We start from the raw sequence: 12,840 nt of genomic DNA on the forward strand, positions 1-12,840 counted from the left end.
ATGTCCGAGCCTTACAGCCTCCAGGTGATGCCCCAGTCCGTGTCCTTCGCCAGGATCTGCATGTGGGTCCAGGCCGTTCTGGGGCTGGCCGGGCTGTTCCTGCTGCTCATCCTGCTGGGGGGTGCGCCGGCCGGCGCGGTCGGCGGAGCCTTGGTGGCCTCGCTCGTGCTCCCGCTGGTGACGATCCTGCTGATCGGGTTCCTGGCGATGCGGGTCTCCTCGCGCCGCCGCTGGGTACGTGTTTGCGGGCTGATCGTGGAGTCCCTGCTCGTCCTGGGCGGCGTGTGGCAGCTCGGCAGCGGCGTCAGCTTCGGCAACGTGCTCGGCCTGCTGCTGGCCGCGCTCGTGTTCGCGCAGTTGTGCAGGTCCACTTCGGCGCTGTGGTTCGACCGGTGAGCGGTCAGGCGCTGACCAGGGCCTTGGAGCGGTCGCCCTGGTGATGGCGAAGCCGCCGAGGACGGCGCCGGCTTGATTGCGCTGCGTATTCGCTTCGTCACGGGGGAGAACTGCTTCGGGGGGACACATGCAGTTCGACGACGACAAGCCGCTCGACCCATCGCAGGTCGAGGACGTGCGCGCCTCGGGTCCGCAGCCGGGCGGGGGCGGCGGTGGCGGTGGCGGGTTCGGCGGGATGCCGGGCGGCTGCATGCTGCCCATTGGCGGCCGGGGCGGCGGCGGCTGCCTGCTCCTGCTCCTCGCCGTGGGGGCGATGTTCCTGTTCGGGATCGTGCCCACGCCGTTCTCCGGCGACGAGGGCGGGCAGCAGGGCGGCCGGCAACCGAGCGCGCCGCCCAGGGCCTCCCCCAGCGGCAACCTGGCGGAACGCTGCAAGACCGGCGCCGACGCCGACCAGTCGGAGGACTGCCGTGTCGTCGGCACGGTCAACAGCATCCAGTCCTACTGGCGGAAGGAGTTCGAGGAGCAGGGCCGTACGTACAAACCGGCCAAGACCGTGCTGTTCTCCCAGGCGGTCAACACGGCCTGCGGCGCGGCCGACTCCGCCGTCGGACCGTTCTACTGCCCGGCCGATCGCAAGGTCTACCTGGACCTGACGTTCTTCGACACGCTCCAGCGCGACTTCGGGGCCGAGGGCGGGCCGTTCGCTCAGGCGTACGTGATCGCCCACGAGTACGGCCACCACGTCCAGAACCTGCTCGGCACCATGAACAAGGTCGGCCGCGACAGCCGCCCCGGCGCCGACAGCCCCTCGGTACGCCTGGAACTCCAGGCCGACTGCTACGCCGGGGTGTGGGCGCAGAACGCCGTCAAGACCGGCTACTTCCAGGAGCCGTTCTCCCAGAGCGACATCCAGCAGGCGCTCAGCGCGGCGGCGGCGGTCGGGGACGACAGCATCCAGCGGCGCTCGCGGGGCCGCGTGACCCCCGACGCGTTCACGCACGGCACCTCCGCACAGCGGGAGAAGTGGTTCAGCACCGGCTACGACAGCGGCGATCCCCAGAAGTGCGACACCTTCTCCGGCGCGATATAGCCGGCGTCCTCGGGGAAGCTTGTCCTGCGGGCAGCAGCACCCAGAAGGGACGTCAGCATGGATTTCAGGGATCAGGCCGATCTCGACGCCTCGCAGGTGGAGGACGCCGGAGGGGGCGGTGGTGGCGGCGGCTTCTCGGGGTTCCCCGGCGGCATGGTCATCGGCGGTGGCGGGATCATCGGCCTGATCGTGCTGGTGGCGGTGTTCGTCCTGAACAACGTCGGCGGTGGCGCCACGCCGGCCCAGCGGCAGCCCCCCTCCGACCTGTCCACGCAGTGCCGGACGGGCAAGGACGCCGACCAGTCGGAGCGGTGCAGGGTGGTCGGCGTGGTCAACAGCATCCAGGACTACTGGAAGCAGGAAATTTCCGAATATCGCCTAGCCAAGACCGTGCTGTACTCGGGCCGGTTACGTACCGGCTGCGGCTCCGCCAGCTCGGCCGCCGGCCCCTTCTACTGCCCCGGCGACCAACGGGTCTACCTCGACCTGGGCTTCTTCGACCAGCTCCACACCGAGTTCGGCGCCAAGGGCGGCCCCTTCGCCCAGGCGTACGTGATCGCCCACGAGTACGGCCACCACGTACAGAACCTGCTCGGCGCCCTCGAAGGCGGCAGTTCGGTCACCATCGAACTGCAGGCCGACTGCTACGCCGGAGTCTGGGCGCGCAACGCGATCAAGACCGGTTTCTACGACGAGCCCTTCACCCAGAAGGAAATCTCCGAAGCCCTCGACGCGGCGGCCGCCGTCGGCGACGACAGAATCCAGCAACGCACCACCGGCAGAATCGATCCTGAATCGTTCACCCACGGCAGCTCCAAGCAACGCGTCAACGCGTTCCAGCGCGGTTACGAAAAGGGATCGCCCGCCGACTGCGATCTCGGTGAGCTGCGCTGATCACCGCCGGATAGCGCGAGGAATCGGAATCTCTCCTAAAATCGGGGGGGTGATCTTCAAGCTAGTCGGCGACGGACGCCCTTATCCCGACCACGGTCTGACGCACCGAGAGTGGGCGCAGATCCCTCCACGGCAGGTCCGGCTCGACTCGTTGATCACCACGAAGGCCATGCTGGACCTGCACTCGCTGCTAGCCGCCGACTCCACCTTCTACGGGGATCTTTTCCCGCACGTGGTGCAGTGGCAGGGCGAGCTCTATCTGGAGGACGGCCTGCACCGCGCCTTGCGGTCGGCACTGCACCAGCGATCGATCCTGCACGCCAGGGTCCTTGAGCTGCCCAACTGAGAAAGGAAAAGGAGGGAGCCGCGAATCGCGGCTCCCTTTCTTATGCCCGGAACCATTTCGGAGAATGCCCCGCGAATACGGTTACGGTTATCACCGCCGGCCGAACAGGCCGGGGACATGCGAAAGGGCCCCCGAGATCTCGGGGGCCCTTGGGCGATGGCGGTGGTGGTGGGATTTGAACCCACGGATGAGTTGCCCCATCACACGCTTTCGAGGCGTGCGCCCTCGGCCACTAGGCGACACCACCGCGCACGAGCTTACCGGATCCTGCGAGTGGCGAAGAACCGCTTTAGTACGTCACCGCACTCCTCCCCCAGCACGCCCATGACGACCTCGGGCCGATGGTTGAGCCGGCGATCGCGTACGACGTCCCACAACGACCCCACGGCGCCGCCCTTCTCGTCCGTGGCGCCGTACACGATCCGCTCCACCCTGGCCAGCACGGCGGCCCCCGCACACATCGTGCAGGGCTCAAGTGTCACCACGAGCGTGCAGCCGCTCAGCCGCCACTGACCGCGCAGCGCGGCGGCCCGCCGCAGCGCGAGCACCTCGGCGTGGGCGGTGGGGTCGGCGGCGGACTCGCGGTCGTTGCCCGCGGCGGACAGCACCTCGCCGAGCGGGTCGAGCACCACCGCCCCCACGGGGATCTCCCCCCTGGTCCCGGCCGTGACGGCCGCCGCCAGGGCGAGACGCATGGCCTCCTCGTGGGTCACCGCAGCCGGTCGAGCTCGTCGGCGAACGACAGCCGCTCGGCGATCACGGACAGGATGTCGGCGGGCAGCAGGCCCTCCTCCATGCTGAGCTCAAGCAGCTCCTCTGAGCTCACGCCCAGGTCGCTGAGCAGCTCGAAGTCGCCCGCGGGCCGCACGCCGAGCCCGTTGTTCTCCTTGTCGGGCGCCACGCCGGCGAACTCGGCGAACAACTCGCCCAGGGAGTCGGAGACGATCGCGTGGGCATCGGAGAGGAACACCCGCGGCTCCTCCTCGCCCCGGTATCGGGCGAGGGCGAACCATTCGTCCTCGACCTCGACGCAGAGCAGGGCCAGTTCGTCGCCCGCGAGCCCCAGCGCCTCCGTGACCGCGTCGCCGAAATCGTCCACGATCTCGGCGCTCCTGAGATCGACCTCGGCGCCGCTCCAACCATCAGAAGTCCTGACAAAAGCCGCAGAAAAGGTGTTGGACGCCATGTCCGCGCTCCAGGGGGGTCAGCCGAAGACCGATTCGATGGCACGCTCGAACGGCTCGGAGAAGCCGAGCCGCGCGGCGATGCTGGACAACACATCTTCGGGCAGCAGATCAATGTCGCCGGAGAGGATGCCCAGCTCCATCTCGTCCAACCCGAGATCAGCGAAGATCGACAGATCCCCGGCGGGGAGCACGGTCTCCTCGTCCTGGAGGATCTCGTCGAGCTCCTCCTCATCCGGCACGGGGACGTCGAGGTACTGCAACACCTGGCGCGCCAGCGGGAAGTCCCAGGAGGCGGCGATGTCGGACAGGAAGACGTCGACCCGGTCGCCCAGCACCCGCAGCCCCACGAAGAACTCGTCGCCGACCGCGACCAGCCCGATCGTGCCGCTCTCGCTCGGCTGTTGTTTCAGTGCGTGGATCAGCCCCTGAAGGTCGGACGTGAGGGTGACCGGCAGTAGCCCGGCATCCCAGCAACCGTCCTCGCGATAAACCACGATGGCGAAGTCGAGAGCGTCTTCGTCGGTCATCGCCATCCCCACCCGAGTTCTGACACGGCAGATATCACCAGCACCTAATCGTTCCAGACCTGGCCACTAGGCGTGTGCCTCTCGGACCAAATTGTGATCAAAACCAAAGATGTGCGGTGCCGGGGACCGTGTGTCGCGTTCCATCGCCCGGCCTCCACAGCGCGCCGCCGCACGTGTGTACCGGCAGGTCGCGCGGTTCCCAGCAGCGTTCGCCAGGAGATAGCGTGTGGACCCATGGAGACCCTCGTCGTCGATCATCCGCTCGTGGCTCACAAGCTCACCACGCTGCGCGATGTCCGCACCGACTCGCCGACCTTCCGCAGGCTCGCGGATGAGCTGGTGACGCTGCTCGCGTACGAGGCCACGCGCGACGTGCGGGTCACCGAGGTCACCGTCGAGACTCCGGTCGCCCGGACCCAGGGTGTTCGCATGGCGAAACCGTACCCCCTGGTCGTGCCCATCCTGCGGGCCGGGCTCGGCATGCTCGACGGCATGACGAGGCTGCTGCCCACGGCGGAGGTCGGGTTCCTCGGCATGATCCGCAACGAGTCCACGCTGCAGGCGGAGACATACGCCACGCGACTGCCCGACGATCTGTCCGGGCGGCAGTGTTATGTGGTGGACCCGATGCTGGCCACCGGCGGCACGCTGTCGGCCGCTGTGCAGTTCCTGTTCGACAGGGGCGCGGTGGACGTCACGGCCCTGTGCCTGCTGGCCGCGCCCGAGGGGCTGGCCCACATGGACAAGGTGTTCGCCAACTCCGGCAAGCCGATCCGCGTGGTCACGGCGGCGCTGGACGAGCGGCTCAACGAGAGCGGCTACATCGTGCCGGGCCTCGGCGACGCCGGCGACCGCCTCTACGGCGTCGTCTGAGCCGTCACCTGGACCTCCACGTCGACCTCTGCATCGACCTCTGCGTCGCCTGAAAAGCCACGTTCCCATTACAGCGGGTCATCACTTCGTTACATACTGTGGTTGGGTGGGTACGAAGAGATTGGAAGGCAACTTCCGCATGCGCGTGGGGGAGCACGATGAGCGATCACACCGAGGCGGATCCGACTCCGTACGCGGACGTGGAGGCGGTGCTGTGCGACGAGTTCGCCGGCGTCCACTCCACGACCACCGTAACGCGCTGCGTGGAGGCAGCGCACTACGGCGCGCTGGAGGTCACCGGCTACGCCCATCCGAGCCTGGTTGAGCGCATCGCGCGCAAGCATCTTCACGTCCTGGCTCTGGTGGCCAGCGAACGCGGCTAAGCAAGATCCGAACTTACCCGCCAAGTTACCTTTACCCCGGCATCCGGGTGGGTAATGTATACGGCGGGTGGAGTGGGTAAGTGGCACGGAGGCGACGGTGCAGGTCAAAAAGGTCCTCACATACGGTGGTATCGCATTTGTTGCGTACTACCTGTTCGCGCGACCAGCTGACGCCGCGGACGCGGTGAGAGGAGCGTTCGACACGGTGTTCAACGCGGCCGACTCTCTGGCTCAATTTGTGAACAGCCTCTCATGAGACTTGTGACCCACGGGGACTCAGCTCCATCGTCGGTCAACCGCTACCTCCTCCCCCACGAACAACAGGTCATCATGGTGCGACGGCACCCGGCCATTCTGCTCCGCCCCGTCGCCGAGGTGCTCGGTGGTCTGATCATCGCCGGGCTTCTCAGCAAGTTCTTCGGCGGGGGCGAGGCGGGCGGCACGGCGCTGGTCGTCGTCTGGTGGTTGTGGCTACTCCTTCTGATCCGTTTCGTATGGAAAGTCGCGGAGTGGTCAGTCGATTACTTTGTGGTGACTTCGAAGCGAATGTTGCTCACCACTGGTCTCATCACGCGCAAGGTCGCGATGATGCCGTTGGGCAAGGTCACCGACATGAGCTTCCAAAGATCTCTGCTTGGGCGCATGCTCGGTTACGGTGAGTTCATCCTCGAGTCAGCCGGGCAGGATCAAGCTCTGTCAACGGTGGAGTACATTCCGTATCCGGAGACCCTCTACCTAGAGGTCTGCCAGATGCTTTTTCCCAGCAAGGACGACAGCGACGATTAATCTCGGCGTGGCAAATTCTTCACGCGGGGATACCAGATTCGGCTACTTCATGCAATCATTGCGTGTTGTTGACCCTTCCCCGCCTTGAGAGATGAGATGCCGAGTCAGGGAACCATCGGTGACCGCGTCCGTGGATTGCGGCTGAACAGGCGGATGTCTCAGGCCCAGCTGGCCGGACCCGACCTGTCTGACAGTTATGTCTCGCTCATAGAGTCGGGTAAGCGCACACCGACTCCTGTGGTGGCCCGGCTCCTGGCCGAGCGGCTTGGATGCACGACCGAGTTCCTCCTTCACGGGATCGAGCCTCGGCAGCGCATCGACACCGAGCTCGGGCTGCGTCACGCCGAGCTGGAGTTGCAGCACGGCGACCCGTCCATCGCAGCCGACCGCTTCACGGAGATCGTGAAGGCGGCCGACGAGGAGAACGCCATGCTGACCGCCCAGGCGCGGTTCGGCAGGGCACGCGCCCTGGAGGCCCAAGGCCGGCTGGGGCAGGCCGTTGAGGCGTTCGAGCGCCTGCGGAGAGAGGCCGCGGCTCACCCCGAGCGGCTGGCCGACCTTCCGCTGACCATCGCACTGAGCCGTTGCTACCAGCGGGCGGGCGACCACCTGCGGGCTCGCGACCTCGCGGCGGCGGCGCTGGCGCAGGCCGAGCGGCTGTCCATCAGTCGGGGCGAGCTCGCCACCGACCTGGCCGCCGCGCTGGTCGAGGCGCGCAGCGAGCGTGAGAGCGAATCCCCCGGACTGGCCTACGTCAAGCGCGTGCTGGACACCGCTGGCATGCCTGAAGTTGTGGACCGTTCCGGAGAGATCCAGGCCTTGTGGCACGCGAGTTCGGCCGCGGCGGCCGGCGAGGACTCGGCTCTGGCCGTGCGCCTGGCCGACGACGCGATCATGGCGGGCCGCCAGACCAGGCTCTCGCTGCAGCTCGCCAGGACCGTCATGCACTGGTCCAGGATGGCCACGGCGCCGATCGAGGAGGCCGAGCGTTTCATCGCGGCCGCCGTGCAGGCGTTCGCCGTCTTCCCCGCCACCATGCGCGAGCATGGTGAGAGCCTCATCGTCCACGCGCGGGTCAAGCTGCGTGCGGGTGACGCGGTGGCCGCGGGTGAGCTGGCCGTGGTGGCTCTGGGGCTCGCGCACGACCGCTCGGGCACGACGCCGGCCGAGGCTCACCTCGTGCTGGCGACCGTCTCGCTCGGTCAGGGCGTCGACGCCTCCGCGCATCTGCGTAAGGCGCATGAGCTGCTCGACACCTTCGACCGGCCGGTGTTCGGCTCCGATCGTCAGGCCGCCCGTTGCTGGCGTGAGCTGGGCGACCTCTATGGCAGGGTCGGGTCCAGAGCACAACAGACCGCCGCATATCGTAAGGCCCTCGAAGCTGCCGGAGTTCGCTCCGCAATGGCAGGGGTGATGGTGGACACCACAGTTTCTCGCTGAACCTCCGGGAGCTCCAGATTTGGTCTTTGAGTCTGGAATAATTAGGGTCGACCAGTCATTGACTCATAGGATGATTGGTTTCCCCGGAGGAGGCGGACTGTGAGTCTGCGTACGGCGCAGCGGGCTTCGCTCGTCGACCAGGTGATCGATCAGCTCAAGGAGCAGATCACATCAGGGTCGTGGCCGATGAACGGCAAGATTCCGACCGAGACCGTGCTCGCCGAGCAACTCGGGGTGGGTCGCAACACCGTTCGAGAGGCCGTACGCGCGCTCACGCACGCCGGGCTGCTCGAGTGCCGTCAGGGGGACGGCACTTACGTCCGGGCGACCAGCGAGTTGTCCGGTGCGATGTTGCGCCGGTTGCGGCAGGCCGAGCAGCTCGAAATCCTTGAGGTACGCCGTGCGCTCGAGGTCGAGTCCGCTCGCCTGGCCGCCACCCGGCGTACCGACGAGGACATTGTCCGCATCGAGGCCGCGCTGGCCGAGCGGGAACGTGCCTGGGACCTCGACGACCCCGACTTCTTCGTCGAGGCCGACCTCGCCTTCCACATGGCAGTCGCGCACGCCACACACAATCTGGTGCTGATCGACCTGTATGAGGACTTCTCGGCGGCGTTGCGGGCCAGCATCACGGCTGCCGGGACGTCGCTCAACAAGAGCTACATTCCGCACGACGCCATCGCCCGGGCCATCGCGGCCGGGGACGTGGCGGCGGCGGAGCGGGCTGGGCATGCCTGCATGGAACACATCCTCATCGCCCTCACCGAATCCTGACCTCGCCCGCTCATTGCGGGCTGAGGTCCCTCGGGGGACGGAAGGCCCGTAATGAGCGGAAGGCCGATTACGGGCTGAGGTCCCTCGCGGGGCACGAGGTCCGTAACGGGCTGAGGTCTCTCGGGGGGCGGAAGGCCGTAACGGGCTGAGGTCCTTGGGAAGTGGCGCTGGGTCCCCTCCGGGCGCGGGCGGTCGGCTCGCGGGCGGCGTGGGCTCGCCGCGTCCCGGGGTTCGTGGGCCATGGTGTTCGTGGGCCATGGTGGAGGCCAGGGTCGAAGTGGGGGCGCGTGGTGCGGAGGAGCCGGCGTAGGCGGGAGGATCCCGATCTCGGTGTGCTGTCCAGCCGGACGCTGTTCAGCCTGCAGCGGGAGCTGTTCACGGAGCTGGCCGAGCGGGGACATCCCGGGCTGAGGCCCCGGTATGGGGCGGTGCTGGCCTACCTGGATGAGGAAGGCAGCAGGGCCACGGATCTGGCCGCGCGCTCGGGGCAGCACAAGCAGGTCATCGGCACCCTCGTGGACGAGCTGGTCGAGCTGGGCTATGTGGAGCGGCAGCGCGATCCCGCCGACCGGCGGGCCAAGCTGATCGTGCCCACAGAGAAGGGGCTCGATTTCATGGCCAAGTCGGATGCCATCCTCGCCGACATGGAGGCGGCCCACGCGCGCGCCGTGGGCGAGGACGCCTACCGGGAGTTCAAGCGGGTGTTCCGGCTGGTCACCCAACGTCAGACGGGCGACCAGGGCAGCAACCAGAACGGCGACCGGAGCACCGGCCAGAACGATCAGCAGAGCACCGACCGGAGTGACGAGCGGAGCGGCGACTAGGTCTGGCGCAGCGACATGACCAGGTAGCGGAAGACGGGCTGGGCGTCGCCTGGCACGTCCTGGATGAGGGCGGGCCTGGTGGGCGACTCCATGTTGATGCGGGCCAGCTCGCCCTCGATCCCCGTCAGCCCGTCGAGCAGGAACTGCGACTGGAAGGCGATCTGGATGTCGTCGCCGGTCAGCTCGCACGGGACCACCTCGGCGCCGCGCCCGATGTCGCCGCCGCCGGCCTGGATCAGCACCTGCCCCTGGCTGAACGACAGCCGGATCGCGGTGTTGCGCTCGGCCACCAGCGCCACGCGCTTGATCGCGCCGACGAACGGCGCCACCGCCACGTCGGCCCTGATCGACCAGTCGGCGGTCAGCCTGGCGCGATAGTCGATGAACTGCTCGTCGAGCAGCCGCACGGTGGTGCTGCGCCCGACGCTCTCGAACCCGGCCACCCCGTCGCCCATCGCGACCGAGACCTCGCCGCCGCGCAGCGACTTGGCCACCTCGACCAGCACCCGCGCCGGGACCATGGCGGAGACGGCGATGTCGGGGCCGGCCGGACGCCAGGCGAAGTCGCGGGCGGCGATGCGGTAGCGGTCGGTCGCCGCCATCGCCACGGACTCGCCCTCGATGTCGACCCTGATGCCGGTGAGCATGGGCAGCGTGTCGTCGCGGCTGGCCGCCGGCGCCACCTGGCCGACGGCGGAGGCGAACACACCGCCGCCGATCGCGCCGATGCTCGGCGGCATGACCGGCAGGGTCGGGAAGTCTTCGACCGGCATCGTGATCAGCCCGAACTCGGCGCTTCCGCAGGTCAGCACCGCCTCTGGGCCCTCGGTGACGATCTCGACGTCGTCGGCGGGCAGGCTCCGGCTGATCTCGGCCAGCAGGCGGCCCGGGATCAGCACGCGCCCCTCCTCGACCACCTCGGCGTCGATCATGGCCCGCGCGGAGACGTCGTAGTCGAACGCGGACAACGTGAGCTCCTCGCCCGCCTCCAGAAGCAGCCCGGACAGGACGGGCACCACGGGGCGGGAAGGCAGGATTCGGGCGGCCCACGCCACCGCATCTGCCAGAACATCGCGGTTTACCCGGATTTTCACCTGATACCACCTCTTCGTCGCGCCGTGCCTCTATGAAAATAGCCGGTGCCACCGACAACTCAGCGCGGTTCCGGGCAAGGCCCCGTCGGCGAGCGCGGTCAACGGCTGTTGAGGTAGGCGAGTACGGCCAGCACGCGGCGATTGTCGTCGTCCGACGGCGCGAGGCCGAGCTTGGCGAAGATGGAGGCCGTGTGCTTGGCCACAGCGCTCTCGCTCAGGTAGAGCCGCTGCGAGATCGCCGCGTTGGAGCGCCCCCCGGCCATCGCCTCCAGCACCTCGCGCTCGCGCGGCGTGAGCGCGGCCAGCGGCTCGTGCCTGGCGTTCCTGGCCAGCAGCTTGGCGATGACCTCCGGGTCCATGGCGGTCCCGCCCGCGGCGACCCTGCGTACGGCGTCGATGAACTGCTCCGCGTTGAAGACGCGGTCCTTGAGCAGGTAGCCGATCCCGCCCGAGCCGTCGGCCAGGAGTTCGCGGGCGTAGAGCTGTTCGACGTGCTGGGACAGCACGAGGACGGGCAGGCCGGGCACCTGCGTCCTGGCCGCGAGCGAGGCCTGCAGGCCCTCGTCGGTGAACGTGGGCGGCAGCCGCACGTCCACGATCGACACGTCCGGGCGCAGCTCCAGCAGCCCTTTCAGCAGCTCGGGCCCGCTCTCCACGGCCGCCACGACGGTGAAGCCGTGGGCCTGGAGCAGGTGGACGAGGCCGTCTCTGAGCAGGTAGAGGTCTTCGGCGATCAGTACGCGGTTCATGGGCACCAGGGCTTGAACGGCGTGGCCTGCTCCATGAAGCGTTCGCGGTTGTGGGCGGCTGGGATGCGGATGGCCATGACATGCATGATGACACCGATGGTGATCATGCCGAAGATCGCCGGCCACTGCCAGGCCTCGGGCATGTACAGCGCCAGGAACCAGGTCTTGTCCTCGACCCCGAGAATCTTGAACACCCCGGCCACGATCCCCTGCGGGAACGTCGGACACCAGGCAGTGGCCCAGAGGATGAGGACCGTGACCGCCTTCCAGCGCGGCAGCCTGGGCAGCTCGCCCGCCCACTGGCCGCCCCAGTACTGAGGCAGGGCCCGGGGCAGGTTCATGGTCACCGTCGTGGGGCCGCCCGGCGGGCTGTTCAGAGCGAGCACGCCGTCGAAGGCGGCCAGCCTGCGCTCGATGCCGGCCAGGCCACTGCCCTTGGCCGGATCGGCGCCGCCCATGCCGTCGTCGGTGACGGTCACGCGCAGGTCGGGGCCGTTGGAGCTGAGGTCCACGGTCACCGTGCCGGCGTCTCCGTGCCGTGCGGCGTTGGAGAGCAGTTCGCTGACCGCGAAGTACACGGCGGCCTCCACCGGCGCCTCCGGCCGGTGCCGCAGGTCGACCTCCACGGTGACCTGCAGCGGGCTGTCCATGGCCAGCGCGCGTACGGCGTCGCCCAGCCCCCGCTCGGCCAGCACGGGAGGGTGGATGCCGCGGATGACCCTGCGCAGCTCCGTGAGCGTCTCGGAGGAGGCGTCCCTGGCCTTGGCCAGCAGCGCCTTGGCGGCGTTCGTGTCGGTGTCGACGAGTTGCTCAACCGCGCCGAGCGTCATGCCGATCGCCACGAGCCTGGCCTGCGTGCCGTCGTGCAGGTCGCGCTCGATCCTGCGCATCTCGGCCGCCTGCGTGTCCGCGGCCAGGTGGCGGGTGCGCCTGAGGTGGCTCACCTGGCCGGCCAGGCGGCTGGCGGCGGTGGCGCCGAGCAGGATGTCGCACCAGTGGCCGTAGACGCGCAGGCCGCGCTCGGGGATCAGGAGGAGCAACGGCAGCAGAGCCACCTTCACCGGCGGGTCGAACACCAGCCAGACCGTGTCGCGCCAGGTCGCCGGGTCACTGACCAGCCACTTCCAGCGGTTGTTCCAGGCCGGCACGCGGGGGGTCTTGTAGAGCGTGCGCTCCGAGCGGTACATCCCGTCCGACTGCGGGATCGGGGGCGGGGGCGCCGGCAGGTACGGGGGCTCGATCTTGATGTCCGTCCAGTCGCGTACCAGCCTGCGGTGCAGCTCGGCGAGCCGCCTGACCACTCTCACCTGTGGCGGGAAGAGGAAGACCATGCCCAGCGCCAACGACAGGAGAATCATGACGGCCATCAGGACGATCATGGGGAGTTGCACGACGATGAGCGCGAGCAACGTCGTGACCTGACCGAGCCTCCTGAGCATGTCACCAGTTTGCGTCACCCGTACGCCCGCGGTCA

The 12,840-nt window shown here is 68.3% G+C and carries 16 protein-coding genes and 1 tRNA gene; 10 read left to right on the forward strand and 7 right to left on the reverse strand.

Annotated elements, in window-relative coordinates:
* From ACFPZ3_RS04720 to ACFPZ3_RS04735, 4 genes are all read left to right on the forward strand, one after another.
* Positions 1–396 carry a hypothetical protein gene (locus ACFPZ3_RS04720; protein WP_379512689.1) on the forward strand — a complete coding sequence of 132 codons (396 nt, stop codon included), beginning with the start codon at positions 1–3 and terminating at the stop codon, positions 394–396.
* 127 nt (positions 397–523) lie between these two features.
* Positions 524–1,489 carry a KPN_02809 family neutral zinc metallopeptidase gene (gene ypfJ, locus ACFPZ3_RS04725; protein ID WP_379512690.1) on the forward strand — a complete coding sequence of 322 codons (966 nt, stop codon included), beginning with the start codon at positions 524–526 and terminating at the stop codon, positions 1,487–1,489.
* 57 nt (positions 1,490–1,546) lie between these two features.
* Entirely contained in the window at positions 1,547–2,383 is an 837-nt protein-coding gene (ypfJ, locus tag ACFPZ3_RS04730) for a KPN_02809 family neutral zinc metallopeptidase (protein WP_379512691.1), read from the forward strand.
* Positions 2,384–2,432: 49 nt separating this feature from the next.
* Positions 2,433–2,729 carry a type II toxin-antitoxin system VapB family antitoxin gene (locus ACFPZ3_RS04735; protein ID WP_379512692.1) on the forward strand — a complete coding sequence of 99 codons (297 nt, stop codon included), beginning with the start codon at positions 2,433–2,435 and terminating at the stop codon, positions 2,727–2,729.
* A gap of 157 nt (positions 2,730–2,886) precedes the next feature.
* Here the strand turns inward: ACFPZ3_RS04735 and ACFPZ3_RS04740 are convergent.
* The 4 genes from ACFPZ3_RS04740 to ACFPZ3_RS04755 all read right to left on the reverse strand — a co-directional run bounded on the left by ACFPZ3_RS04740 (position 2,887) and on the right by ACFPZ3_RS04755 (position 4,449).
* A tRNA-Ser gene (locus ACFPZ3_RS04740) sits at positions 2,887–2,976 on the reverse strand.
* A 10-nt stretch (positions 2,977–2,986) separates the two neighbouring features.
* Positions 2,987–3,442: a tRNA adenosine(34) deaminase TadA gene (gene tadA, locus ACFPZ3_RS04745; RefSeq protein WP_379512693.1), complete on the reverse strand. Its 456-nt coding sequence runs from the start codon at positions 3,440–3,442 to the stop codon at positions 2,987–2,989.
* On the reverse strand, positions 3,439–3,915 hold the full coding sequence (locus tag ACFPZ3_RS04750; RefSeq protein ID WP_379512694.1) for a tRNA adenosine deaminase-associated protein: 477 nt from the start codon (positions 3,913–3,915) through the stop codon (positions 3,439–3,441). The genes tadA and ACFPZ3_RS04750 overlap by 4 nt, the downstream gene beginning before the upstream one ends.
* Before the next feature lie 18 nt (positions 3,916–3,933).
* Positions 3,934–4,449, reverse strand: a complete 516-nt coding sequence (locus ACFPZ3_RS04755; RefSeq protein WP_379512695.1) for a tRNA adenosine deaminase-associated protein — start codon at positions 4,447–4,449, stop codon at positions 3,934–3,936.
* Positions 4,450–4,677: 228 nt separating this feature from the next.
* On the opposite strand from ACFPZ3_RS04755, the gene upp reads away from it, so the two are divergent.
* The 6 genes from upp to ACFPZ3_RS04785 all read left to right on the forward strand — a co-directional run bounded on the left by upp (position 4,678) and on the right by ACFPZ3_RS04785 (position 9,523).
* Positions 4,678–5,316 carry a uracil phosphoribosyltransferase gene (upp, locus tag ACFPZ3_RS04760; RefSeq protein WP_379512696.1) on the forward strand — a complete coding sequence of 213 codons (639 nt, stop codon included), beginning with the start codon at positions 4,678–4,680 and terminating at the stop codon, positions 5,314–5,316.
* A gap of 158 nt (positions 5,317–5,474) precedes the next feature.
* On the forward strand, positions 5,475–5,699 hold the full coding sequence (locus ACFPZ3_RS04765; RefSeq protein WP_106242929.1) for a hypothetical protein: 225 nt from the start codon (positions 5,475–5,477) through the stop codon (positions 5,697–5,699).
* A 252-nt stretch (positions 5,700–5,951) separates the two neighbouring features.
* On the forward strand, positions 5,952–6,485 hold the full coding sequence (locus tag ACFPZ3_RS04770) for a PH domain-containing protein (protein WP_080044211.1): 534 nt from the start codon (positions 5,952–5,954) through the stop codon (positions 6,483–6,485).
* Between the two features lie 96 nt (positions 6,486–6,581).
* Entirely contained in the window at positions 6,582–7,925 is a 1,344-nt protein-coding gene (locus ACFPZ3_RS04775) for a helix-turn-helix domain-containing protein (RefSeq protein WP_379512697.1), read from the forward strand.
* Between the two features lie 99 nt (positions 7,926–8,024).
* Positions 8,025–8,699 (forward strand): FadR/GntR family transcriptional regulator, encoded by a 675-nt coding sequence (locus ACFPZ3_RS04780; RefSeq protein ID WP_379512698.1) that lies wholly within the window; start codon positions 8,025–8,027, stop codon positions 8,697–8,699.
* Positions 8,700–9,031: 332 nt separating this feature from the next.
* Entirely contained in the window at positions 9,032–9,523 is a 492-nt protein-coding gene (locus ACFPZ3_RS04785; RefSeq protein ID WP_379512699.1) for a MarR family winged helix-turn-helix transcriptional regulator, read from the forward strand.
* Here ACFPZ3_RS04785 and dnaN read toward each other — a convergent pair.
* The 3 genes from dnaN to ACFPZ3_RS04800 all read right to left on the reverse strand — a co-directional run bounded on the left by dnaN (position 9,520) and on the right by ACFPZ3_RS04800 (position 12,805).
* Positions 9,520–10,617 carry a DNA polymerase III subunit beta gene (dnaN, locus tag ACFPZ3_RS04790; RefSeq protein WP_379512700.1) on the reverse strand — a complete coding sequence of 366 codons (1,098 nt, stop codon included), beginning with the start codon at positions 10,615–10,617 and terminating at the stop codon, positions 9,520–9,522. The two genes, ACFPZ3_RS04785 and dnaN, sit on opposite strands and share 4 nt — an antisense overlap.
* 98 nt (positions 10,618–10,715) lie before the next feature.
* The gene (locus tag ACFPZ3_RS04795; protein WP_379512701.1) at positions 10,716–11,366 is read right to left on the reverse strand and encodes a response regulator transcription factor; all 651 of its coding nucleotides are present in this window, start codon (positions 11,364–11,366) and stop codon (positions 10,716–10,718) included.
* Positions 11,363–12,805: a sensor histidine kinase gene (locus ACFPZ3_RS04800; protein WP_379512702.1), complete on the reverse strand. Its 1,443-nt coding sequence runs from the start codon at positions 12,803–12,805 to the stop codon at positions 11,363–11,365. The genes ACFPZ3_RS04795 and ACFPZ3_RS04800 overlap by 4 nt, the downstream gene beginning before the upstream one ends.
* Positions 12,806–12,840: the final 35 nt, after the last annotated feature.

The organism is Nonomuraea insulae (genome assembly GCF_042656245.1).

Coding starts and splice junctions, on each gene's coding strand:
- ACFPZ3_RS04750 (WP_379512694.1), bottom strand. CDS start 3,915: ATGGCGTCCAACACCTTTTCTGCGGCTTTTGTCAGGACTTCTGATGGT.
- ACFPZ3_RS04795 (WP_379512701.1), bottom strand. CDS start 11,366: ATGAACCGCGTACTGATCGCCGAAGACCTCTACCTGCTCAGAGACGGC.
- ypfJ (WP_379512690.1), top strand. CDS start 524: ATGCAGTTCGACGACGACAAGCCGCTCGACCCATCGCAGGTCGAGGAC.
- ypfJ (WP_379512691.1), top strand. CDS start 1,547: ATGGATTTCAGGGATCAGGCCGATCTCGACGCCTCGCAGGTGGAGGAC.
- ACFPZ3_RS04765 (WP_106242929.1), top strand. CDS start 5,475: ATGAGCGATCACACCGAGGCGGATCCGACTCCGTACGCGGACGTGGAG.
- ACFPZ3_RS04800 (WP_379512702.1), bottom strand. CDS start 12,805: ATGCTCAGGAGGCTCGGTCAGGTCACGACGTTGCTCGCGCTCATCGTC.
- ACFPZ3_RS04775 (WP_379512697.1), top strand. CDS start 6,582: ATGCCGAGTCAGGGAACCATCGGTGACCGCGTCCGTGGATTGCGGCTG.
- upp (WP_379512696.1), top strand. CDS start 4,678: ATGGAGACCCTCGTCGTCGATCATCCGCTCGTGGCTCACAAGCTCACC.
- ACFPZ3_RS04720 (WP_379512689.1), top strand. CDS start 1: ATGTCCGAGCCTTACAGCCTCCAGGTGATGCCCCAGTCCGTGTCCTTC.
- ACFPZ3_RS04755 (WP_379512695.1), bottom strand. CDS start 4,449: ATGGCGATGACCGACGAAGACGCTCTCGACTTCGCCATCGTGGTTTAT.
- ACFPZ3_RS04770 (WP_080044211.1), top strand. CDS start 5,952: ATGAGACTTGTGACCCACGGGGACTCAGCTCCATCGTCGGTCAACCGC.